Source organism: Oceanobacillus halophilus, assembly GCF_003628505.1.
Lineage (GTDB): Bacteria > Bacillota > Bacilli > Bacillales > Amphibacillaceae > Oceanobacillus > Oceanobacillus halophilus.
In genome coordinates, this window is the sequence record NZ_RBZP01000002.1 from 346,349 (window position 1) to 370,920 (window position 24,572).

Here is a 24,572-nt window from a genome sequence, read left to right on the forward strand (position 1 = left end):
ATATAAAATACTATTTCAATAATTATTATTTACTGATGTTTCCAAGCAATATTCAATTAGGTTATTTACATATAAATTTAAATCTTTAAATCGAGCATCTTTCGTTTGACCATTTTTCCACCTGTAATAGATTTGCTGGCAGATAACAGCTAATTTAAAATAGGAAAAAGTCAAATAAAAGTTCATGTTAGACACATCTCTACCACTTTTCCTTGCGTACAATTCCATAAATTCATTACGTGTCATAAAACCTGGGTATACAGTGACCGTGTCAATATCTGACCCTTTTCGTAAAAGCGGTGAATCACTTTTCTCCTTCCAATAGCTCATAGCTACACCTAAATCTGCCAATGGGTCTCCAACAGTCGTCATCTCCCAATCAAATAAACCATTTATCTCATTAAAGTCATTAGTAAACATTAGATTATTTAGTTTATAGTCATAATGAATAATGGTGGGACTTGGTGATACTGGAATATTTTTTAGCATCCACCTTTTCAATTGTTCAATGCCCTCTATTTCTTCTGTTTTAGACCTTTCATAACGGTAAATCCAACCATTAACCTGCCTTTCTAAAAAACCACTCGGTTTGGTCATTTCTTTTAACTTTGTTTTTGTATAATCAATCTGATGCAAAGAAACCAAGGTATCAACCATTTTCTCTGAAATCTTCCGTCCTAAATCTTCTGTATAAGTAATATTACTTGGAAACTCCGTGTCTACAACGATTCCTTTTCTCCTTTCCATAATAAAGAATGGAGAACCGATGACACTATTTTCGTTATCAAAGAAAAGATAAGGTTTCGGAGCAGGATTGAAATGTGGAGATATTTCTTCTAAGATTGTAAACTCTCTTTCCATATCGTGTGCTTTAGGAGGAACTGGCCCCAGAGGCGGCCGTCTCAAAACCGCTTCCCAATCTCCCATTTTTAATAAATATGTTAAATTAGAGCGTCCAGCACTAAACTGTTTGATTGATAAAGTCTCATTTGGCAAGTTTTTTATATTCTCTTTTAAAATTGATTCTATTTTAACTAAATCAATTTCCTCTCCATCTCGAATAGGAATTATTTCTGATGACATACTGCACCTCCTCGGATTTTTTGATTATTAAACCATATATCTCTCAAGACTTACTTTCCTTTAATTTTGCATTTAAAGGGATTGTCTTTTGACTCGTAAAATCAAAGCAAACTGTAACAGCTTCTGCCTCTGCAATAATTTTACTACCATCACTTGTTAGGAGCCTATGACTGATAGTAAAACTTTTATTTCCAAGAGATAATACATTCGTAGAAACCTTTAATACTTCTCCTGCATATGCTTGCTCTAAATAATCACATTTTATAGAAGCTAATATGAAACTCGAAGAAGATTGTCTATTTGGATGGATCATTCTAAAAAATTTAGAACGCGCTTCCTCAAAATATAGAAAATGACTTGTATTATTTACATGGCCAACTGCATCGGTTTCACAGAATCTAACATAAATTTCTACATCATAGGAATTTGTCAACGAAAACACTACCTTTTATAAAACTTTATCCCATAATAAAAAAGTATTAAGCAATCTCTATGCTACACGTTTTTCATCCTTTAACTTCTTCGTTTTCCTGAAATGACTCAAGATAACCAATAGTGCAATTACTAAGAATGCTAAGGATATTGGTCTAGTAAAGAACACACTTATATCTCCACCGGATAAAACAAAAACTTGCCTAATTGATTCTTCTAATTTCGGTCCAAGAACAAAACCAATAACTACCCCTACTAATGGAATTTCTACTTTTTTCAACAGAAAACCCAATATTCCAAAAATAAACATTAAAATAATGTCAAAAGAAGCTTGACTGTATCCGTATGTCCCTGCAATACATAGTACTAGAATTACTGGCATTAACACTGTCGGGCGTATTACTGCAATTTTACGGAAAATATTACTTGTATACCAATTTATAACTAAACAGAACAATGATGCCATTATCATCCCTGCAAATATCCCATATACAATCGGACCATTTGTTTCAATAAGTTGCGGACCTGGAATTATGCCATGAATAATTAACGCACCAAAGATTAAAGCAGCAGTTGCATCTCCAGGTATACCTAGGGACAAAAGTGGAATAAGGTTTGAACTACCTACAGCACTGTTTGCAGTCTCAGCTGCAACTAGGCCTTCTTTTTCACCTTTCCCAAAGTTATCTCCTTTTTTAGATTTACTCTTTGCTTGTGCGTAACTAACAAACGAAGCTGTAACTGGTCCTAAACCTGGGAGAGCACCAATTAAAGTACCAATTATCGAAGAGCGTCCAAGTGTTCTCCTAACTTCTGAAACTTCCTTCCAAGTTAAGTTATCCTTATGCTTATCCACATTTTTACTTTTATCGTTCGTTTCAATTTCAGAAATGTTCGACTTCAATCTTTTTGTTTTATCACGATAGTGTTGACTCATAGTTTCAAACACTTCTGAAACTGCCAGTAAGCCAATAACTAGTGCAATAATACTAACAGAACCAGAAAGTTCAACCATGCCAAAATCAAAGCGTGGTATTGAGGTTACAGGATCTGCCCCAACTGTTGCAATTAATAATCCTAATAATACAGAAATAAGGTTTTTGGCAATTGAGTTTCCTGTTATCATTATTATTAAAACTAATGCAAAAATAACTAGAGAAGCATTCTCGGTTGGTCCAAATCGTAATGCAGCAGATGCTAGTAAACCAGCAGTGAAAATAAGAACTAAATTACCTACTAGGTCACCTGTTGTCGATGACACTAAAGCAAGTCTTATAGTCTTACGTGGATAGCCTTTCTGTTTTAGTGCATATCCATCAAGAGCAGTAGCCGCTGCAGCAGGAGTTCCAGGAGCATTAAACATTATTGCAGAAATACTCCCACCAAACATCCCACCTTTATACATAGCTATTAGCATACTAATACCTACAATAGGATCCAAATAGAATGTAACTGGTAAGATCAAGGCAATTCCCATAGTTGCAGTCAATCCAGGTATCGCACCCAAAAATGTGCCAGATAAAACACCAGCTAAAATTAAAAGAATTGTCATAGGAGTAAACATCATAGAGAAACCTTCTGCTATTTGTGTAAACATCTTTACCTACACCTCCTTAGGTTTGGAGTCTTTTCAAAACAGAATTCCAGAAGGGAAATACAAAGCCAATATTTGTGTGAATAATATATAAATCGAGGCCGGTAACATAACACTTAAAGTGAGTGTAATTTTCCACCCTTCACCAAGTACCCGTAAAAGAGCGATTATAAATAGAATGGACATGACAAAAAAACCAATCTTCTGAATTAAAAATATATAAGCCGTATATATTAAAATATTTAACCCAACATATTTAAAAACTTTTCTATTGAATTTAAAAAATTCGGTCTTCTTATTAAAAAATAATGAAACAAATTTAAACATGCTGACTATTAATAAACCTGCAGCATACACATAAGGCATTAGTCTAGGTTCGCCACTTTGGATTTCCATCGGTATAAGAACTAGTACAAGTAACAATCCGAATAATGCTATTAATCCATATATGTGTGTTTCTTTAATTTTAAAGTAATTATTCATTCTCTCCCTCCGCACCAAAGTATTTTAAAGTCTGTAAAATAAATAATAAGTAAGTTTAAAATTAGTTATAACTTAATTGTATTTCAAGATTTTTCCTCAGTTGTTCTGGGATGGGAATGCTTATTCCTTTTAAGTTGTCATAACAGACGAGTACAAGTTCACTTTTTGCAATAATAGCTTGAGAATCTTTACTTTTAAGTAATTGAGTAACTGTGAAACTTTTATTACCAATTCTTTCTATATTGGTAATTACAGTTAGAATTTGCCCTGCAAAAGCTTGTTGTTTGTAGTCACACTTGATGGAAGCTATTATAAGATTAAAGGAAGAACTTCTATCTGGATAAATAACATTGAAAAACTTTCCCCTAGCTTCTTCAAAATATCTAAAATGACTTGTATTATTTACATGACCTATTGCATCTGTCTCACATAACCTAACGAATATTTCTACTTCGTGAGAATACGGCATTGTTGAGTTCCTCCACCTATTATTCTTAATCGCATTTTTCACGCTTTTATTCCATTCAAAATCAATTCTAAATATAAATCTACAAGTTCTTTCTCACCTATTTCTCCATCTGAGTTATACCAATAGTAACTTCGATTTGCAATACTAAGAATTCCAATTGTAAGAATATCGGATCTTACATTATTATTAAATTCTCCTACTTGAACTCCTTCCTCTATCATCAGTTGAAAGTTGTTCCGAAACTCTTTTCTTTTCTTTTTAATCTGGTCCATATTACTCTGGTTCAAATGCCGCATCTCTCTAAATAGTATTCTTGCATTTGGTCCATGACTTTTTATTTTCTTAATTAGTAAATAGATAATGCCATATAGTTTATCTATGTAATTCTTATCTTTATCCTCTAAGATAATTTGCTGTTCTCCCAACAATTCTTGAAGATAAGATAAATGTATATCCCTTAATAGTTCTTGCTTACTGTTAAAATAGTAATAAAATGTTCCCTTTGTAACACCAATATTGCCGACTATATCTTGAATGGACGTCTCGATGAACCCTTTTTCATCGAATAATTCTATGCTTTTTCTAATAATATTTTCCTTCACAGTCAATTTCCTCTCTATTATTATTCTTGCACAAACCACTTTCATATAGTCGACAATATGGTATTAATTTACAACCTATGCTCTCTCAATAATTAGTGCTATTCCCTGTCCGCCACCAATACATGCAGTAACTAAACCGTATTTTCCGTCTGAACGTTTTAATTCATACACAGCCTTCGTTAGAAGAATTGCACCAGTTGCACCTAGAGGATGCCCGTGTGCAATGGCTCCCCCGTTTACATTTAGTTTCTCAGGATTAAAATATAATTCCCTATCACATGCAATGACCTGAGAAGCAAAAGCTTCATTTAGTTCAATAATATCCATATCTTTTAGGCTAAGTCCCGATTTCTCCAATACTTTTTTCGTTGCCGGTACTGGACCAATCCCCATAATATTTGGATCTACACCTGCAACAGCAGAAGTACGAATGGTAGCTAACGGTGTAAGCCCTAATTCTTCCGCCTTTTCTCTAGACATTATGACCAACGCAGATGCTGCATCATTTAACCCAGAACTGCTTCCTGCTGTTACGGAACCATCTTTTACAAAAGCAGGTGGGAGTTTAGCTAACGCTTCTAACGTTGTATTCGGACGTGGGTGTTCGTCTTTATCAAATACAACAGGATTCCCTTTACGAACAGGCACTGTTATTGGAACAATTTGCTCATCAAAGTATCCTTCTTCCATAGCCTTAGCCATTCTTTCTTGACTTCTTAATGCATATTCATCCTGTTCTTCTCTACTAATATTGTATTTCTTTACTAGATTTTCTGCTGTTATCCCCATAGGTGGGTCACCTATCTCTTTTGGTGATAGTTGTGATTTTCTAAAGTTTGGAAGTGCTGGGCTATATGCTTTCTCTGGACGGTCCATTAAATATGGCGCGCGACTCATGCTTTCTGTACCACCAGCGATATATACATCCCCAGTACCTGATTGTATTGCTTGTGCAGCGAGAGCCACTGCATTAATTCCTGATCCACATTGACGATCAACCGTAAGTCCAGGTAAGTTTGGAGATAGACCCGTCTGTAACGCTGTAAGTCTAGCAATATTTCCGCCACCACTTAGTACATTTCCAAGGATCACATCATCTATTGATTCGGGGTCAATATTTGCTCGTTTTACGGCTTCTTTTATAACTTCGGCTCCAAAAACATGAGCTGGAACAGTTGCCAATGCACCACCTTGCCTTGCAATTGCTGTTCGAACTGCTGATACAATTACTGCATCTCTTTTCATACGTCATTAACTCCTTATCATTTTATTTTTGGTGATCATTACATTGCACTTTTTCCACCATCAACTACAATAGTTTCTCCAGTTACAAAATCTGATGCTGCTGTTGCCAAAAATAACGCTGCACCTTTTAAATCATTTTCTGATCCAAATTTTCTAAGTGGTGTTCTATCGCGCATTTCGTCACCACCACGTTCAATAAGTACTCTCGACATTTTTGTTGGAAAGAAACCTGGCGCAATTGCATTAACGTAGATTCCACGAGGCCCCCATTTAACAGCTAGGTCTTTAGTAAAAGTAATAACAGCACCTTTACTAGAGTTGTATCCAATTGCATCCATATACTTAGGATTTGATCCTCTTAGTCCAGCAACAGAGGCAATATTAATAATTTTTCCATAGTCTTGTTCAGTCATAACCTTACCGACTGCTTGTGACATTAAAAATGTACCGACAACATTAACATTCATCACTTTCTGAAATGCTTCTAACGGCATTTCATCAACGGGAGCTCCCCATGATGCTCCACTATTATTAACTAATATGTCAATTCTCCCAAACTCTTTTACCGTCTTCTCAACAACATTCTTAATATCATCGGGATTCGTAACATCACATTTTAATGCTAATGTTTTCGTTCCCTTTTCTTCTAATTGTTTACTTACTTCTTTACAGTTTTCTTCTTTTCTGGAACAAACAACTATATTTGCTCCGGCTTCAGCAAACCCTTCAGCAATTTGCTGACCTAGTCCTCTACCTCCACCAGTTATGATTGCAGTTTTTCCAGTTAAATCGAAAAGCTCTTTTACATGCATTAATATCCCTCCCATGATTTCTCATTATTGATATTTCTTTAACTCCTGTCTGGCAATAGCTCTCCGGTGCACTTCATCTGGACCATCAGCCAATCTTAATGTACGAATTTTCACCCAACTAGATGCTAGTGGGAAATCTTCTGTTACACCTGCTGCACCGAATGCTTGAATTGCTTTGTCTAATATTTCCAATGCCATATTAGGCGCTACAACTTTAATCATAGCAATTTCTGCTTTTGCTTCTTTATTTCCGACTGTATCCATCATATAAGCAGCCTTAAGTGTTAAAAGTCTAGCTTGCTCTATGTTTATTCTTGCATCTGCAATCCACTCTTGTATAACTCCTTGTTCCGCTAACTTCTTCCCAAATGTTTCTCTTTCTTGTACGCGTTTACATAATAATTCTAATGCCCTTTCAGCTGCACCAATTGTTCTCATACAATGATGAATTCTACCAGGCCCTAGTCTTCCCTGGGCAATTTCGAATCCCCTTCCTTCACCTAATAGCATGTTAGAGGCTGGTACACGTACATCTTTGTATTCTATTTCAGCATGACCGTGAGGAGCATGGTCATAACCGAACACCGGTAATAAACGTTTAACTTTTACACCAGGTGTATCAAGTGGGACTAGTATCATAGATTGCTGTTTATGTTTTGGTGCGGTAGGATCATTTTTCCCCATTACAATCGCAATTTTACAACGTGGGTCCCCTGCACCAGATGACCACCATTTCGTTCCATTAATTACATATTCATCTCCATCACGAACAATACTAGCTTGAATATTTGTAGCATCTGATGAAGCCACATCTGGTTCCGTCATTGAGAAACAAGAACGAATCTCCCCATCTAACAAAGGTTTTAACCATTTTTCCTTATGTTCTTCTGTTCCGTAACGAACTATCGTTTCCATGTTTCCTGTATCTGGTGCTGCACAATTAAAAACCTCTGGAGCAATACTTGAGCGCCCCATAATTTCGCATAATGGTGCGTATTCCAAATTCGTTAACCCCGCACCATGTTCACTCTGAGGTAAGAATAGATTCCAAAGGCCTTCCTCTTTGGCTTTTTGCTTTAGCTCTTCCATAATAGGAGGGACTACTGCAAATCTATCATTAGATTGAAGTTGTTCCTCGTATAATTTCTCATTTGGGTAGACATATTTATCCATGAAATTATTTAGTTTTTCTTGTAAACCCTTTACTTTATCCGAATATTCGAAGTACATAAGACTTATCTCCTTTAAATAGATTTTTAATTAAATTTTAATACCTATTATTTTTTCACGAAACGCACTGCACCTTTGATTACAACTTTGCCATCTTGATTAATAGCCTTCACATCGAAATCTGAATATTCGTCTGTACTTTCAATTATTTCTGCCTTAAGAGTTATTACATCATTAATAAACACCATTCCAGCAAACCTTATCCTGTAATCCTGTATAAATCCTTGTTCGTAATAAGGTGTAAAAAGTTTTGCCAGATTGCCCATCGTCCACATTCCATGAGCAATAATACCTGGTAATCCTACTTTCTCTGCTTCTTCATCAATTGTGTGAATTGGGTTAAAATCTCCTGAAGCCCCTGAGTACTTAATTAGGTCCATCCTAGTTACAGGTTCTAGGGTTATTTCCAGTGTATCCCCTGAAATAAGTTCAACTAATTGTTTCATGCCTTCAACGCCTCCCTTACAGCTTCATTAATAATCACAATCGATTCCTCAGTAAAGATAAGGTTTCCGTCCAAATCTTCTCCATATCGTTTTGTAACCAAAAAGCCCATTAAACCATTCTTACCCGTTTTATCGTAGTAATCTTTTACTTCTGTATAGCAATTTATTTCTTCACCAACAAGTAGTGGTCGATTATAATGATATATTTGCTCTCCATGGATTAATCCCTTATTAGGTAGATTCAGCCCTTCAACCTTTCCAAAGTCAAAAGTACGAGGGAAAGTTGGAGGTGCAATGTTTTGTCCATATCTAGATTGTTTACCTATCACTTCATCAATATAGATAGGATGTGAATCACCAATTGATTCTGCAAAACGTTTAACCAAACCTCTTTCAACAACGTTTTTAACTTTTCTAGATCTTTTTCCTACTAAATCTTTAAACATACACACATCTCCCTTATAAAAATATACGTTACGTTTTTGGCCCACCAGCAACATAGATTACCTGACCGTTTACAAATGATGATTTCTCATCTGCAAAGAATGCAACGGCATTCGCAATATCGGCAGGTTTACCACTTCTAGCTACAGGAATTTTGGTAACACTATGTTTCACAAACTCATCAAATGGAACTCCTACTCTTTCTGCTGTTGCTTTTGTCATTTCTGTTTCAATGAATCCCGGTGCAACAGAGTTTGCAGTGATTCCATATTTTCCAAGTTCAATAGCTAGTGTTTTCGTCAATCCTTGCAAACCAGCTTTTGCTGTTGCATAATTTGCTTGCCCTCGATTCCCAAGAGCAGATGTAGATGAGATATTAATAATTCTTCCATACTTTTGATCTACCATATATTTTTGTACTGCTCTTGCTGCATTAAACGACCCTTTTAAATGAACATCCATTACTTGTTCCCAGTCACTATCTGTCATCTTGAATAATAGATTATCACGAATAATACCTGCATTATTAACAAGTATATCTATTTTCCCATACATTGAAGCTACTTCTTGAACTATTGATTCAACCTCATCTTTGTTAACAACATTTGCTTTTTTTGCATATAATTCATAGCCCTTTTGTGAAAAATCTTTCTCTAGTTCATTCAATGCTTCTTCATTAATATCAATAACTGCCACTTTCGCCCCTTCTTCTGCAAACCTTAAAGCAACACCTTTTCCAATTCCTCTACTACCACCTGTAATAAAAGCTACTCTACCTTCAAAATTCCTAGCCATCTTTCATTCCTCCTATTGTGTATTTATGTCTACTTTTAGATATATTGACCTATTTTGACATTACCTTTTAGTAAATTCCTAGATATAATCAAGCGCTGTATTTCATCTGTGCCATCATATATTCTCCATAGTCTTGCCTCACGATACCAGCGTTCGATTGGTAATTCTCTTGTGTACCCCATTCCACCATGAATTTGTAATACCCGATCAATTACTCGGTTCGCCATATTCGCACCATACAATTTAGCCATTGAAGCTAAATGACGGTTATCTTCTCCTTGGTCAAGGGTAAATGCTGCATTAATTGCCAGCCATTTAGCTGCTTCTATCTCAACTGCAGAATCTGCTATTTGCCACTGAATTGCTTGTCTATCAGCAATCGGTTTACCAAACGTTTCTCGTTCTTTGGCGTAATCAATTGCCATTTGAAGTAACCTTTCTGATGCACCTACTGCACGAGCTCCGACAATCCATCTTGCAAAACCAATCCACTCTAACCCTAAATTATATCCACCATGTAATTCTCCCAGTATATTTTCTTCAGGTACTCGGACATTTTCGAAAACTAGACCAGCTGGACCCCATTCTCCCATTGTATGAATGTATTCTGACTTCCAACCCATATCACGGTCAGCAATAAAACATGTAACCCCCTGTCTTCCTCTCGTCTTTTGATGTAATTCTTTATCAGTAATTGCTATAACCATTACAAAATCAGCTTCATTTCCACCAGTGATAAATGTTTTTTCACCATTTAACACCCATTCATTACCATCTTTAACAGCAGTCATTTTAATATTTTGTGTATCAGATCCTGCACCAGGTTCTGTCATAGCAAAGCAAGATTTTTTGTCACCGTTTATTGTTGGTATTAAATATTTCTCTTTCTGTTCATCGTTCGCATAATAAAGAATATTATCTGCTGAGCCTCCAAATTTGAAAGGTACAAATGTCTTTGAAACTTCCATTGATACAATCGCTTGCATCATTTGTCCTAAATTTGCACCACCAAATTCTTCTGGGGTATTGATTCCCCAGAATCCTGCTTCCTTTGCTTTTAATGTTAATTCTTCTTGCTTTTCAACAGATAGACTTGGTTTTCCTTCTCTTTCATTTCGTAGTACTTCACTCTCTAATGGAATTAATTCTTTTTCAACAAATTTACGAATCGTTTCTTGAACCATTTTTTGCTCTTCTGTTAAACGTAAGTGCATTTTTTTCCTCTCCTTTTGTAAATATATTCATGACTTTTGGTATTAAACTAACTAGTCAGTATGTATAATTCTCAAAGCTTTCCGAAGCAATGGAATCGTTTTCAATATGAACAAAAATAATGTAATAAATATGTAACCATTAATCTTATTTCAAAACAGAGAATCATACATACTAGTTAGTATGTTAAATTCTGAATATTTAATATAAATTGTAACAGCAAACTTATATAAGTTCAATAATTTTTTAAAAATAAATAAAAAAGTGATTAATTTAAATATTTAAACTTTAATATTAATCACTTAAAAGTAAGTTCTATTAAACTTTTTATTTTTAATCCCTAATTATCTTAAAAGTTCCAACACCTTTAGCGAGTAATATACCTTCTTCATCGACTAGCTCTCCCTCAACACTTACTAGTTTGTATCCTTGTTTCAAAATTTTTCCGGTAGCAAATATGGTTCCTTCTGTTGTCGAAGAAAGATAGGTTACATTTAAATTTACTGTCGTGCATCTTGTTTTTGTAGCGGATCTAATAGTCATACCCATGATAAGGTCAAGCATAGTAGCATGAACGCCACCATGTAATGTATTATTGGCATTTAATAGGTATTTTCTTATGGGAAGCTTTAACTTTACACTTCCTTCTTTAAAGCTAACAATTTCGAATCCTACATGAGCAAAAAACGCACTCGTTTCAAAACTACTTTTTATATCATTTAACGTTCTCGCCACCATAAGCCCTCCTTATCATGAATTATTTCCCTTGAAAATTAGGCTTACGTTTCTCTATGAATGCTTGTGTCCCCTCATTTTTATCCTCGGAACTAAATAAAACAGCCTGTGATAGTTTTTCTAGTACTAAACCTGTTTTAATGTCGGCTTCTGTTCCATAGTTAACTGCAATTTTAGCAAGTTTTACAGCTAATGGACCTTTATTTAAGATTTGACTTGCCAACTGATCCACAGTTCTATTTAACTCATCAAACTCTACTACATCTGAAACTAAACCAAACTGTAAAGCTTCCTCTGCACTTATCATTTTTCCTGTTAAAATCATTTCCAACGCTTTTCCTTTTCCTACTAATCTAGCGAGACGTTGTGTTCCACCAGCACTAGGAATAATTGACAGGTTTAACTCTGGTAAGCCAAATTTTGCATTCGTAGATGCAATTCGAATATCACAAGCCATCGCTAATTCGCATCCACCTCCAAGGGCATAGCCATTGACCATTGCAATTGTTGGTTTCTCACAGTTCTCAATTATGTCATATACCCCTTGCATGCTAAATGGATTTAAAGCGTCAATTGCAGTTCTTTCTCGTAATTGTTTGATATCTGCACCAGCTGCAAACGACTTTTCACCTTTACCTGTAAATATGATACAACCTACTTCTTCGTTCTTTGAAAGTAAATCAAGACCTTTTACTATTTCTTCTAATGTTTCACGATTTAGTGCATTTCTTACTTCAGGTCGATCAATTGTAATGTACCCTAGTTTTCCAATTGTTTTCACTTCAATTTTCTCAAAACTCACAATATCACTCCTACTAAGAATTTGAAATCCATTTATACTTGCTCAATCATAATCGCCATTCCCTGTCCACCACCAGCACATAATGTTGCAACACCAAATTGTTGTTTTCGCTTAATTAATTCATGTAAAAGTGTGGTGATAATTCGTGCACCACTTGCTCCCACCGGATGTCCTAGTGCAATTGCTCCACCATTTACATTGACTCTTTCTGCATCCAAACCTAATTCTCTAATAACAGCAAGTGACTGCGAGGCAAAGGCTTCGTTCAACTCGAATAAATCAATATCCTGTAATTGTTTGGATGTTCTTTCTAATAGTTTCTTTACTGCAGGAACTGGTCCAATACCCATAATTTCAGGGGAAACACCAGCAGTTGCCCAATCCACAACACGTGCTAATGGGGTTAATCCCAATTCTTTTGCCTGGGATTCTTTCATAATAACCAATGCCGAAGATCCGTCGTTTCTACCACAAGCATTTCCAGCTGTAACCGTTCCATTTTCCTTAAATGCTGGTTTTAGTTTAGCGAGTTTTTCGATGGTGGTAGTAGGCCGTGGATGTTCATCTTGTTTAAATGTAAAGGTTTTTTTTCTTTCCTTTACCTCCACCGGAACAATCTCCTCTTTGAAACGGCCTTCATCAATCGCTTTACTTGCTCTTCTTTGACTTTCAATAGCAAATGCATCTTGATCTTCTCTCGAAATCTGATACTTATCCGCTACATTTTCAGCAGTCATACCCATTCCTAAGGTTTTTCCATATATTTCAGGGGGCTGCTGTCCCGCTTCTGCATTTGAATCTACTAATATAGTTTTATCACCACCAAACCTGGCGTTTCTTAGATAAATAGGCGAACGACTCATACTTTCAGTACCACCAGCAACAACGATATTCGCTTGATTAAATAAAATCTGCTGAACACCTGAAGCAACTGCCTGCATGCCTGAAGCACATAAACGGTTCACTGTATATGCAGTAGCTTCTTCAGGGACACCTGCGCGTAATGCTGCAACTCTTGCTATATTTGATGATTCAGTAGTTTGTCTAACCTCTCCCATAATCACTTCATCAACTTGTTCAGATGACACACCCGCTCGATTAATCGCCTCTTTTATAGCTATGCTAGCAAGATGACCTGAACCTATTTCTTTTAGTGAACCACCATAAGCACCTATTGGCGTTCTAACCGCACTAACAATAACAATGTTTTCTTTCAAGATTATCCATCCCCTTTAACTATGATATTCTAGCTATATTCCTTTTTTAATTGGCCTGATATGATATTTTTTTGAATTTCCGATGTACCTTCATAGATTCTCGCAATACGTGCATCACGGAAGAATCGCTCAATCGGAAAGTCAGAAATATATCCAATTCCACCATGAACTTGAACAGCTTTATCAGCTACTCTGTTATAAACCTCCGAACCATATAGTTTTAACATCGCTGCCTCTTTAATTACTTTCTTGCCCTCATCAACCATCCAAGCAACACGGTATGTAAAGGAACGTAATGCCTCTATTTCAACCGCCATTTCTGAAAGCATGTGACCTACAGCCTGATGATCAATGATAGAAACTCCAAATTGTTGACGTTCCAGTGCATAATTCGTCGATAAATCTAAAAGCTTTTGACTAGAACCTAAATTTCTTGCTGCTAAACCAGCTCGACCATTTGCTAAGATTTTCAAAGCATTAACATAACCTTGTCCTTCTTCACCTAATACATTCTCAATCGGAACCTCACAATCTTCCATGATGATTTCAGCAGATTGTGACCCCTTCAACCCCATCTTTGGTTCTATTGCTCCAACCTTAAAACCTGGAAAATCCTTTTCAACAATAAATGAAGTGATTCCTTTTGCACCTTTACTTGAATCTGTAACAGCCATTACTGTAAACACATCAGCTTCGGTTGCATTTGTAATGTAATGCTTTGTCCCGTTTAGAAAATATTTATCTCCTTTTCTAACAGCTGTCGTTTTTAAATTACTAGCATTTGACCCTGCACTTGGTTCGGTTAACGCAAATGCTCCAATCTTTTTCCCACTTGCTAAATCTGGAAGATACTTTTTCTTCTGCTCTTCATTTCCTAACTCTACAATTCCAACGGTTCCAATACCCGTATGCGCTCCAATTAGTGTTGTATAACCATTGTGAGTGGCACCAATTTCCTCATATAAAGCACATTTCCCTACCATACCAATTCCTAGTCCACCATATTCTTCTGGAATACTTAGTCCAAACAATCCCATTTCCTTCGACATTTCAATAATTCTTTCTGGAATTTTATCTTCCTTCTCAATCTCCATAGCAACTTCTTCTACTTCTGTTTGCACAAAATCTCGAACATTTTTTTTTAGAAATTGAATTTCTTCATCAAAGTTAAAATTCACGCTGCACACTCCCCATTATTTAGAATAATCATAAAAACCTTTTCCTGCTTTCCTTCCCAACCTGCCAGCCTTTACGTACTTAACCAAAATTGGACATGGGCGATATTTTTCTCCGAGTGTTTCATATAGATATTCCATGTTTCGAAGTCTAGTATCTAAACCTACTAAATCAGCAAGTTCTAATGGTCCCATTGGATGATTTAGTCCTAATTTCATCGCTTTATCAATGTCCTCTGCAGTACCTACCCCTTCCATCAACATATTCATTGCTTCATTTCCAATAAGGCAATTCATTCTGCTTACAGCAAAACCAGGGTATTCATTAATTTCAACTGTATCTTTTCCAATACTTTCACCAAAGGCTTTTGACATGGCCACGGTTTCGTTCGATGTTTCAAGTCCCTTTATCATTTCTATCAATTTCATTTTCGGTACTGGATTGAAGAAATGCAAAGCAATACACTGTTCTGGTCTACTAGTTTGAGCAGCAATTTCAGTGGGACTCATAGTAGATGTATTCGTTGCAAGAATTGCATGTTTCGGTGCATGCTTATCAATCTTCCTAAACATCTCAATCTTCAATTCCATAATTTCTAAAACTGCTTCAATAACAAGATCTGCATTTTTAATAGCTTCTTCTAGTTTAATTGAATATTGAATATTCCCTTTACATTCAGAAGCTTTCTCCTCGGTTATTTTTCCTTTTTCAATGCTTTTCTCAAATTGCTTGTCAATGTATGATTTAGCTGCTTCAAGAGAGGATTCACTAATATCCTGTAAGGAAACCGTCAAACCACCTAATGCACATGCAAAAGCAATCCCCCTTCCCATTGTCCCAGCACCTACTACGCTTACATGTTTTATCATAGATTGCACACGTCCTTTATTATGTTTATATCATCCTCTAATGTAATAAACGATTTATCCCTTCACAATTAACTATACTGGTAAAAACCTTTCCCAGTTTTTCTTCCAAGTTCACCTTTCTCAACTTTCTCCTTTAATATATCCGACGGTTTATCTTCTTCATTATTACTTTCTTGGTAGCGCTGACTTCTAACAAAATAGGTAACGTCAATTCCAGTTAAATCCATTAACTCAAACGGTCCCAATGGATGTCTTAACGCTTTTTTAACAACTAGATCAATCTCGTCATGAGTTGCGTAGTCATTCTCTAATAGAAAGACCGCTTCATCCAAGAGCTTTCCTAATATGCGATTAGCAATAAAGCCAGATATCTCTTTCTTAAGTAGGACTGGGACTTTATTTAAAGTTTTAATAAACTCATATGCAGCCTCAGCCGTGTCATCAGAGGTGTGCGGCCCTCTTACAACTTCAACCAATTCCATAACTAATGGAGGGTTAAAAAAGTGCAAATTGCATACATTCTCAGGATTTTTTGTTGCACTGGCAATTTTTGAACTCACAATCGTGGAACTATTGGTAGCCAGAATTGTACCTTCCTTCGTTATGTCTTCCAATCTTGCAAATAATTCACGTTTAATTTCTAGTTTTTCTACAACGGCTTCAATGACAATGTCAGCATCCTTTACATCCTGTATGTTGCTACTAAAGCTAAGTCTGCTAAAAGCAAAGTTCACATCCTCTTCCGTTAGCTTACCTTTTTGTATTCGACGTTTCATGTGACCTTGTAGTGATTCTTTTGCTTTCAAAAGATTTACTTCCTCAATATCATTAAGCACGACTTGATAACCGCTAAGTGCACATAACATCGCTATTTGCGCCCCCATTGTCCCTGAACCAATTACACCAACAGTTTCGATATCACTTACTTTCATATATTATCCCTCCTACAATTTTATTTCTTTTTCTCTTTATCTACTAAAACTCGTTTTAGTATTTTCCCCACTGTATTTCTTGGGAGCTCCTCTATAATTTCAAATTCCTTTGGTACTTTATATGGTGTTAAGTTTCTATAACAAAATCCCTTCACTTCTTCAAAATCGATGACTACTTTTTCTTTCGGGACAATAAACGCCTTGACGATTTCCCCTTTTTCCGGATGTGGAATTCCTACCACAGCACACTCTTTGATATCAGGGTGTTCATAGAGAATATTTTCAATCTCTTGGGGATAAACATTGAATCCGCCATTAATTACCATCTCTTTTTTTCTTCCCACAATATAAAAATAGCCATCTTCATCCTGCTTTGCCAAATCTCCGGTATATAACCAACCATTTCTTAAAGCATACTTAGTTTCTTCCTCATTATTCCAATAGCCCTTCATAATTTGTGGTCCTTTAATAATTAATTCTCCAACAGTTCCTATCGGCAGCTCCATGTCTTCATCATCTACCACCTTGCAGTCTGTATTTGGAAACGGGATACCAACACTACCCACTTTGCGAGTACCACTTGGTGGATTTCGATGAGTGGATGGCGAAGCTTCCGATAAACCAAACCCTTCCCCAATGACTGCATCTGTTAACTTTTCAAATTTTCGAATCACTTCAATAGGAAGTGGAGCTGATCCACTAGAACAAAATTTCAAACTATTGAGCCCATATTCTTCAACATTCTTATGGTTAACAAAGGCATTATACATCCGAGGTACCCCAGGAAAAAATGTCGGTTGATATTGTTTAATGATCTCTAAAACTTTAGTTACATCAAATTTATTTATCAATAAAATTGTTGCACCAATATAGATTCCTAGATTCATAGCACTTGTCATTGCATACACATGATAAAGTGGTGTTGCAGTAAGTACTACTTCATTACCAAACTCCATTCGTTTTCCATACATCGCGTAACTTTGATAAACATTTGCCACTAAATTATAATGAGTAAGCATAGCTCCTTTTATTAATCCAGATGTTCCTCCTGTATATTGAATTACCGCAACATCATCTTTTGGATATATAGTAACTTCTTTATCAAAGGGTATGGCGCTTTCGGAAATCTTTCCGATGCTTGGGTATTCCGTATTACCTTTACCTGTAACAAAAATATGCTCAAATACATACATATCCTCTAATTGCTTAACTGTCTCCATACTTTCTTCTTCAACAACAATGTACTTTGTATCCGAATCATTAACAATTTGCAATAACTCTCTAGCAGTATAGCGTGGGTTGATTTGGACAACTATTAAACCTAGCTTCATTGCAGCATAATAGGAAATAATATAATTGGGTTGATTAGATATCATTAACCCTACTCTCTCTCCTTTTCTCAACCCTAGCTCATTCCATGCTCCTGCTAACATATCTATTCTTTCCTTTAATTGTTCATAAGTGATTTTCTCATTCTCATGTATGATTGCTGTTCGCTTATCATATTTTTCTGACGTTGCTTTTAACAACGAATATACTGGTACTTCAGGTATCTCTAAATTCCTATTAATATCAGATGGATATGATTTATACCATCTAGGTTCTTCCAATCTATTCAAATGAATCCCCCTCTCTGAATTAATTCTATTACTCTAGCACCCCTTGTTCTTCGTAATAACGTTTTGCCCCAGGATGTAAATCTTCTTCACTTATCCCATTCATTACAGTATCTAAACTAAAGTCCTTCGCTCTTTCAGGTACTTGTTCTTCAAATGTAGCTAAATTCTCCCAGAATATTTTTGTTATGTTGTATACATAATCTTCATCTAAGTCTGCGCGAACGGTAATCATTGTTTCCATAATATATGTTGGTATATCATCAGGATTTTCCTCATAGGTACCTCCTGGAAGTGCCCCCCCTGTAATTCCTAATCCCTTATCTTCAATACTATCCAGTTTATCTTGTTCGATTGGCAGTACTTTAATTGGAGACGTTATTTCCATTTCTTGTAATGCTGGCACAAATGGTGCGCCACCACCCAAGAAAACGTCTACATTATTATCCTTAAGCATTGAAGCTCCATCTGAATAGTTTCCATAAGAGATTTGTCCACCTGCATCTACTATTGTTTGCTCACTAATTTCGTATTCTTCCATCATGTTCCAGAAACCAACAGGGCCACCACCACCTTTTGGCCCAAGGAAGATATGCTTATCAACAATATCTTCTATAGAGTTAATTGAATCGTTGTTTTTGGTTGTTGCAATCGTTTGGTATACCGGATAAATTGCTCCAATGGCAGCTATATTTTCTAGTGATTCATCAAAGCCATTTCCACCTGATAGTGCAGCATTAAAATCAGTTGTATAGTTAATTCCCAATTGAATATCGCCAACTTCAAGTGATTTCAAATTTGCTGTAGAACCACCTTCAAGTTGTGTCGCATTTAAACCATCAAACTCTGTTGAATAAAGTTCCGTCATGGTAGTTGTAATTGGATACCATCCTGACCCCATAGGTCCTGATCCAATCGTCAGAAATTTATCTGGAGCAGTTGGTTTATCAGAATCACCGGATGTTTCATCATCACCACATGCTGCTAAAAGTCCTAAAATAATAAGAAGTAGACTGCTCAGTAATATTTTTTTCATAAGATTCACCTTTCCTCTACCCAATTTTTTGATTAGATTCTTCAATAGCTGGAGTGTTGATCTTCTGCCAAACAATTAGAGTTATTGCTAATAACAAACCTATTACATCTCCAATAATTCCTGGCATTACAAGTAATATCGCACTTGCAAACATTAATATTCGTTTTAAGGAATTTAGACGTCCTAAAAAATAATCTTCTAGTGCTCCTGCAAAGAAAATACAACTTAAGAAAGCACTACCTATAGCAATTGCAATCTCTGTTGTATCTCCCCCCTGCATAAGTAACACAGGATTGTAAGCAAAAATAAAAGGTACAAAAAATCCACCCAGACCAACTTTCATAGCGTATAGTGCAGTTTTAAAAGGGTCAGAACCTGCAATTCCTGCTGTAGTGTAGGCTGTTATCGCAACAGGAGGTGTTAATCCTGATAGAACACCAAAATAAAATACAAACATATGAGCAGCTACTTCATTAACGCCTAATTGAATTAATGCTGGAGCACCTAATACTGCAAGAATGACATATGCAGATACAGTTGGCATCCCCATACCCATAATAATAGAAGCAATTGCAATGAAAACTAACAGCAATAATAAGCTACCGCCTGCTAAGTCAATTACAAATCTTGAAAAAGTAATACCTAACCCAGTTAAAGATACTGCCCCTACGATAATACCTGCAGTAGCACAGGCAGCAATTACCGTTAATGCATTTCTTGCGCCACTTTCAAGTGCAGCTAAAATATCTAAGAACTTCATTCTTGTAGCCTTACGAACCCAACTTAAAACAATAGCTGCTAAGATAGCATAAAAACCAGCTTTCATCGGACTAAATCCGTATACCATCAATCCAATAATAATAACAATTGGTAAGAACAGATAACCTTGTCTTAAGAGAACTCCCCCTACACTAGGCAATTGTTCTTTAGGAATACCAGCCATCTTTAAACGTTTCGCATGGAAATATACCACCATCCCGGCAATAAAGAAATATATTACTGCAGGAATCAAAGCATATAATGCTAGTTTTATATATGGTATTCCTAGTGTTTCCGCCATAATAAAGACAGAAGCACCCATTATTGGTGGCATAATTTGACCACCTTGTGAAGCAACTGCTTCTACTGCTGCCGAGAATCGTTTACTGTATCCAAGCTTTTTCATTAATGGAATAGTAAAAGCACCTGTAATGGCTGCATTTGCTGCACCATTTCCCGTTATTGTTCCAACTAGTGCACTTGATCCGACTGCAGATAAAGCAGGTCCCCCTGTTTTATTACCTAGTAACCCAAAAGCAAAGTCCGTAAAAAACTGACCACCCCCGGATCGCATTAAGAAGGACCCGAATATAACAAACAAGATTAGCACGGTAGAACTGACGTAAATCGGTTCACTAAAAATTCCTAGTGTTCCACTAAACATATGATCAATCATTTTTTCATATCGAATACCTGGATGTGCAAGTGCACCTGGGAAGTATTGACCAAAAAGAATATATGCTAAAAAGAACACACCAATTGCTGCCATTAAAATCCCATTTGTTCTTCTAGTAGCTTCAAGGACCAACGCAATAAAAATTGTTCCGAACGTTGCATCCATTGAATTTATATTTCCCTGTCTACTTTGAATCCCTTCCGCATCAAATAACATATAACCAGCGGTAGAAATCGCTACTAGAATGATTAATACGTCAATAACTCCAAACTTCTTCCCTTTTCTAAATGGGAAGATAAGGAAGATTAACATGATTGCCCATAGTACATGGACACTCCTTTGTTGCCATGAAGACAGGGTTCCAAATCCTGCAGTATAAACATGAAAAACCGAAAGCCCAATCGCCAATAAAGATATGATTGTCAGAAGTATCCTTGAGCGATTCCACCTTTCCTTTCGCCCTTTCCAAATTTGTTCGATATATGTTGGTTTTTCCTTAACTTTTGTATCAATTTTGTCTATAGAATCCGATTGCGCAACCATTTACTCACCACCATTCTCTTTTTTTATTTTAAACATTGAAACCTTAAAGTTTTGTTAAATATGGATAATCTCCCGTTTTTTAACCGCCAAGTGACAACGTTTTCAATTATTCCATTTATTTTATACGCTTAATTTTCATCTAATATTCTTCTTGCAACAATAAGTCGCTGAATCTCATTCGTTCCTTCATAGATTTTGGTAATTCTAGCATCACGATAAAAACGTTCCACTGGATACTCGCCAATATAACCAATTCCACCATGGATTTGAACTGCTTTGTCTGCGACTTTATTAAATACTTCGGATGCAAATAATTTTGCCATAGCAGCTTCCTTAATTACCTTTTTTCCTGAATCAATCTTTTCAGCTGCCATCATTGTTAATGTACGAGCCGCTTCGGTTTCTGTTGCCATATCAGCTAACATCCATTGAATCGCTTGATTTTCCGCAATCGGTTTACCAAATTGAACTCTTTCCTTCGCATAGCTTGCAGAAATCTCGATCAACTTATCACAAGAACCAACTGCACGTGCAGCTAAGCCAACACGCCCTTCTCCTAATATCTTCAGAGCATTCATATACCCCATACCAACTTCTCCAATTACATTTTCTTCTGGTACGATACAGTTATCAAATATTAATTGAGCAGTATAGGAACCACGTAATCCCATCTTTTTGTCTTGCTTCCCTATAATCAGACCAGGAAAATCTTTTTCTACTAGAAATGCTGTTATACCACCTTTAGCACCTTTTTCCTTATCTGTTACAGCGAAAACAGTAAATACATCCGCTACAGGTGCATTAGTAATAAAGTGTTTCGTACCATTTAGTACCCATTGGGCTCCATCTTTCTCAGCTTGTGTTGAAAGATTCGTTGCATCTGACCCTGCACCAGGTTCCGACAAGGCGAATGCCGCAATTTTCCTTCCAGCAGCCATATCTGGTAAATACTTTTGTTTTAAATATTCGGATGCTAGTTTTACAATTCCAGTACTACCTATACCTGTATGCGCACTTATGAGGGAAACAAAGCCATTATGTGTTCTACCCAATTGTTCAAGGACTACTGCCTTGCCAACAGCATCTAGACCAATACCACCATGTTCTTCTGGTATACTTATTCCAAATAACCCTAGATCCTTTGCCTTTTCAATTAAATGTGGTGGAATAGAATCCTCATCTTCTATTTGCTGTGCATATGGATCCACCTCATTGTCAACAAAATTCTTAATCATTGTTTTCATTTGTTGAAGTTCATCCGTAATTGTTATTGTCATTTCTACTTCCTCCTCTTAAATATGTATTCATCCTTTATTATGCAAAAATCATGCCAACGCCTGATATAAAGATTACAAAAGGCCTATTAAAGAACATCAATCCTTGTTGGTATAGGGTTAGAAATAATTTATAAACTTTTTCGCTAATTTTAAATAGTTGCATAATAAGTTTGAATTTTATAAAAAAATTCAAAATTGAATCATAACTAAATATTTTGTCAGAAAGAAATGATTCAAATTTGAATTAATAATTCATTTTTGAATTGCACAACAAAAAATCCTTTATAGTAATTAAATTTACCTAAAGGATTTTTTATCGACTTCTGAAATAATCGACGATACGATATGTAGTGAATCCCATTCACCATTAGAAAAATCTACAATTGGGTATACTTTTTGAAATAATTTTTTATTTATCTCAACATTGGAATGCCCCTCTTTATGCATTCTTTCCACTTCACTATATAATTGCTCCAAATATTCTAGCTTTTGTTTCAATTTACTTTTGCCATCCTTGAAATAACCTGCATGTGAGCAATACATTGATTTAAAATCATACTTTAGAAGTTTTCTTATTGAATCCATTGTGACTGGGGTTGATTCTGTTTGCATAATCACCTTGGTTTTCGGTGAAACAAACAAATCACCAGTAAACAAACGGCCGGTTTGCTCATGGTATAAAGCAACATGATCATCCGCATGTCCTGGAGTATATATCACTTCCCACTCGGCATTTAATGACTTTAGTTTATTTTCAAGTGGTAAAGGATTAAATTCCTTTCGAGCACCCCAAGTAACTTCTCGGTATTTTGGGTAGGGGCTTCTTTTTTGACATACTTGCATGCCTCTCGGATGAACATAGATTGGAAGGTTCAGATTTTCTTGTATCCAAGATGCTGTCCCAGAATGATCCTCATGACTATGTGTTAGTACTACGAATTTTATTTTTTTTAATTGTTTCTTATAAAAGTATAAAATCTCTTTTTCAAGACTTCTGGAGCCGGTGTCAATCAGCATTCCATCTACTAAAAACATATACACCGGTCTACTTCTTCCATCAGACCTAGTTACCTGTAACTTCACACAAGTAACATCTTCCAACTCTTCAATTTCAATAATAGTTATTTCATTCCTTTCTCTATTAATTTATTATTTTATTCTGTAGGGATTGTTGTTTATTAAGATAGGTTAAAATGCTATAAAAAGATTGGATGGTTGGTACGGAAATATTTAAATTCTCAGCTTTTCGCATGGTATATCCACACATCGATTCAACTTCCATTTGTTTTCCACTTAATCGATCCTGTAGCATAGATGTTCTATGTCCTCTCGCACGTTCCCCATTATTAAAAATTGTTTCAATCGTCTGATTCATATCAATTGAAATTCCTATTTTACTAGCTACTTCCATTGCCTCTTTACATACAGACTCCGCTGTTTTACGTAAATCCTTGTCATCAAGAATGTCGCCAATACTTGCAGTAGTAATTGCTGATAATGGATTAAAAGTAATATTAAAAAGAAATTTCCTCCATTTTTTCTCGAGAATATTACTAGTATGCTTTGTATCAATTCCAGCTCGCTGAAAGCTGGTAACAATCTGTGAACACTGTACACTAGCACAATTGTCAAGCTCTCCAATTACCAACGCTACTCTACCTTGTTGTTTTACAACCCCTGGTTCTATGATGGAAGACTGTATATATGTAGCACATGAAAAAGTGCGACCCACTCCAAATATTTTTCTTAACGTTTCTTCGTTATTTACACCATTTTGCATTGTCATAATAAAAGCATTACTATTTAATATAGGGAATAACTTTTTTGCCATTACTTCTGTATCATTAGATTTTACACAAAACAAAATAAGCTCTGCATTTTCTAATTGCTTCGGATTATCAGTAAATGTACTTTGAACTGTAAAGCTATCATTTTCTTTTTTTATTCTTAACCCCTTTTTTTGCATCATTTCCAGATGCTTTCCTCTTGCAAGAAAAGTAACTTGATGGCCACCTTTCTCAAGTAAAGCACCAAAAAAACTGCCTACTGCCCCTGCACCAACAATTCCTATTCTCATAAACTCATCC

25 protein-coding genes are annotated in these 24,572 nt (G+C 35.9%); all 25 read right to left on the reverse strand.

Annotated elements, in window-relative coordinates:
* Positions 1-15 precede the first annotated feature (15 nt).
* The 25 genes from D8M06_RS05600 to D8M06_RS05720 all read right to left on the reverse strand — a co-directional run bounded on the left by D8M06_RS05600 (position 16) and on the right by D8M06_RS05720 (position 24,562).
* Positions 16-1,083: a phosphotransferase family protein gene (locus tag D8M06_RS05600; RefSeq protein WP_121203402.1), complete on the reverse strand. Its 1,068-nt coding sequence runs from the start codon at positions 1,081-1,083 to the stop codon at positions 16-18.
* A 43-nt stretch (positions 1,084-1,126) separates the two neighbouring features.
* Positions 1,127-1,516 (reverse strand): acyl-CoA thioesterase, encoded by a 390-nt coding sequence (locus D8M06_RS05605; protein WP_121203404.1) that lies wholly within the window; start codon positions 1,514-1,516, stop codon positions 1,127-1,129.
* 57 nt (positions 1,517-1,573) lie between these two features.
* Positions 1,574-3,112, reverse strand: a complete 1,539-nt coding sequence (locus tag D8M06_RS05610) for a tripartite tricarboxylate transporter permease (RefSeq protein ID WP_121203405.1) — start codon at positions 3,110-3,112, stop codon at positions 1,574-1,576.
* Between the two features lie 33 nt (positions 3,113-3,145).
* Positions 3,146-3,592: a tripartite tricarboxylate transporter TctB family protein gene (locus D8M06_RS05615; protein ID WP_121203407.1), complete on the reverse strand. Its 447-nt coding sequence runs from the start codon at positions 3,590-3,592 to the stop codon at positions 3,146-3,148.
* 61 nt (positions 3,593-3,653) lie between these two features.
* Positions 3,654-4,061 carry an acyl-CoA thioesterase gene (locus D8M06_RS05620; RefSeq protein ID WP_121203409.1) on the reverse strand — a complete coding sequence of 136 codons (408 nt, stop codon included), beginning with the start codon at positions 4,059-4,061 and terminating at the stop codon, positions 3,654-3,656.
* Between the two features lie 38 nt (positions 4,062-4,099).
* Complete coding sequence (locus tag D8M06_RS05625; RefSeq protein WP_121203410.1) at positions 4,100-4,663, reverse strand: TetR/AcrR family transcriptional regulator; 564 nt, start codon at positions 4,661-4,663, stop codon at positions 4,100-4,102.
* A gap of 75 nt (positions 4,664-4,738) precedes the next feature.
* Positions 4,739-5,908: a thiolase family protein gene (locus D8M06_RS05630; RefSeq protein ID WP_121203412.1), complete on the reverse strand. Its 1,170-nt coding sequence runs from the start codon at positions 5,906-5,908 to the stop codon at positions 4,739-4,741.
* Positions 5,909-5,946: 38 nt separating this feature from the next.
* On the reverse strand, positions 5,947-6,720 hold the full coding sequence (locus tag D8M06_RS05635; protein ID WP_121203413.1) for an SDR family oxidoreductase: 774 nt from the start codon (positions 6,718-6,720) through the stop codon (positions 5,947-5,949).
* Between the two features lie 24 nt (positions 6,721-6,744).
* The gene (locus D8M06_RS05640) at positions 6,745-7,950 is read right to left on the reverse strand and encodes an acyl-CoA dehydrogenase (protein WP_121203414.1); all 1,206 of its coding nucleotides are present in this window, start codon (positions 7,948-7,950) and stop codon (positions 6,745-6,747) included.
* A gap of 47 nt (positions 7,951-7,997) precedes the next feature.
* Positions 7,998-8,396, reverse strand: a complete 399-nt coding sequence (locus tag D8M06_RS05645; RefSeq protein ID WP_121203415.1) for a MaoC/PaaZ C-terminal domain-containing protein — start codon at positions 8,394-8,396, stop codon at positions 7,998-8,000.
* On the reverse strand, positions 8,393-8,842 hold the full coding sequence (locus D8M06_RS05650) for a MaoC family dehydratase N-terminal domain-containing protein (RefSeq protein WP_121203417.1): 450 nt from the start codon (positions 8,840-8,842) through the stop codon (positions 8,393-8,395). Before D8M06_RS05650 ends, D8M06_RS05645 begins: the two co-directional genes overlap by 4 nt.
* Positions 8,843-8,870: 28 nt before the next feature.
* Complete coding sequence (fabG, locus tag D8M06_RS05655; protein WP_121203418.1) at positions 8,871-9,635, reverse strand: 3-oxoacyl-ACP reductase FabG; 765 nt, start codon at positions 9,633-9,635, stop codon at positions 8,871-8,873.
* Between the two features lie 35 nt (positions 9,636-9,670).
* On the reverse strand, positions 9,671-10,849 hold the full coding sequence (locus D8M06_RS05660) for an acyl-CoA dehydrogenase family protein (RefSeq protein WP_121203419.1): 1,179 nt from the start codon (positions 10,847-10,849) through the stop codon (positions 9,671-9,673).
* A 331-nt stretch (positions 10,850-11,180) separates the two neighbouring features.
* Positions 11,181-11,585 carry a PaaI family thioesterase gene (locus D8M06_RS05665; protein ID WP_338322955.1) on the reverse strand — a complete coding sequence of 135 codons (405 nt, stop codon included), beginning with the start codon at positions 11,583-11,585 and terminating at the stop codon, positions 11,181-11,183.
* 19 nt (positions 11,586-11,604) lie between these two features.
* Positions 11,605-12,384, reverse strand: a complete 780-nt coding sequence (locus tag D8M06_RS05670) for an enoyl-CoA hydratase/isomerase family protein (RefSeq protein WP_121203421.1) — start codon at positions 12,382-12,384, stop codon at positions 11,605-11,607.
* 32 nt (positions 12,385-12,416) lie between these two features.
* Complete coding sequence (locus D8M06_RS05675; protein ID WP_121203422.1) at positions 12,417-13,601, reverse strand: thiolase family protein; 1,185 nt, start codon at positions 13,599-13,601, stop codon at positions 12,417-12,419.
* Between the two features lie 29 nt (positions 13,602-13,630).
* Complete coding sequence (locus D8M06_RS05680; protein ID WP_121203423.1) at positions 13,631-14,779, reverse strand: acyl-CoA dehydrogenase family protein; 1,149 nt, start codon at positions 14,777-14,779, stop codon at positions 13,631-13,633.
* Positions 14,780-14,794: 15 nt separating this feature from the next.
* A complete protein-coding gene (locus tag D8M06_RS05685) occupies positions 14,795-15,643 on the reverse strand; it encodes a 3-hydroxyacyl-CoA dehydrogenase family protein (RefSeq protein ID WP_121203571.1) in 849 nt (282 codons plus the stop codon).
* A 71-nt stretch (positions 15,644-15,714) separates the two neighbouring features.
* Positions 15,715-16,578, reverse strand: coding sequence for a 3-hydroxyacyl-CoA dehydrogenase family protein (locus D8M06_RS05690; RefSeq protein ID WP_121203424.1), 864 nt, complete (start codon positions 16,576-16,578; stop codon positions 15,715-15,717).
* 20 nt (positions 16,579-16,598) lie between these two features.
* The gene (locus tag D8M06_RS05695) at positions 16,599-18,197 is read right to left on the reverse strand and encodes a long-chain-fatty-acid--CoA ligase (RefSeq protein ID WP_121203425.1); all 1,599 of its coding nucleotides are present in this window, start codon (positions 18,195-18,197) and stop codon (positions 16,599-16,601) included.
* 28 nt (positions 18,198-18,225) lie between these two features.
* Positions 18,226-19,230: a TAXI family TRAP transporter solute-binding subunit gene (locus tag D8M06_RS05700; protein ID WP_121203426.1), complete on the reverse strand. Its 1,005-nt coding sequence runs from the start codon at positions 19,228-19,230 to the stop codon at positions 18,226-18,228.
* A gap of 16 nt (positions 19,231-19,246) precedes the next feature.
* Positions 19,247-21,208 carry a TRAP transporter permease gene (locus D8M06_RS05705; RefSeq protein WP_121203427.1) on the reverse strand — a complete coding sequence of 654 codons (1,962 nt, stop codon included), beginning with the start codon at positions 21,206-21,208 and terminating at the stop codon, positions 19,247-19,249.
* Positions 21,209-21,336: 128 nt separating this feature from the next.
* The gene (locus D8M06_RS05710; protein ID WP_121203428.1) at positions 21,337-22,485 is read right to left on the reverse strand and encodes an acyl-CoA dehydrogenase family protein; all 1,149 of its coding nucleotides are present in this window, start codon (positions 22,483-22,485) and stop codon (positions 21,337-21,339) included.
* A gap of 297 nt (positions 22,486-22,782) precedes the next feature.
* Complete coding sequence (locus D8M06_RS05715; RefSeq protein ID WP_241558844.1) at positions 22,783-23,568, reverse strand: MBL fold metallo-hydrolase; 786 nt, start codon at positions 23,566-23,568, stop codon at positions 22,783-22,785.
* 58 nt (positions 23,569-23,626) lie between these two features.
* Entirely contained in the window at positions 23,627-24,562 is a 936-nt protein-coding gene (locus D8M06_RS05720) for a ketopantoate reductase family protein (RefSeq protein ID WP_121203430.1), read from the reverse strand.
* Positions 24,563-24,572 lie beyond the last annotated feature (10 nt).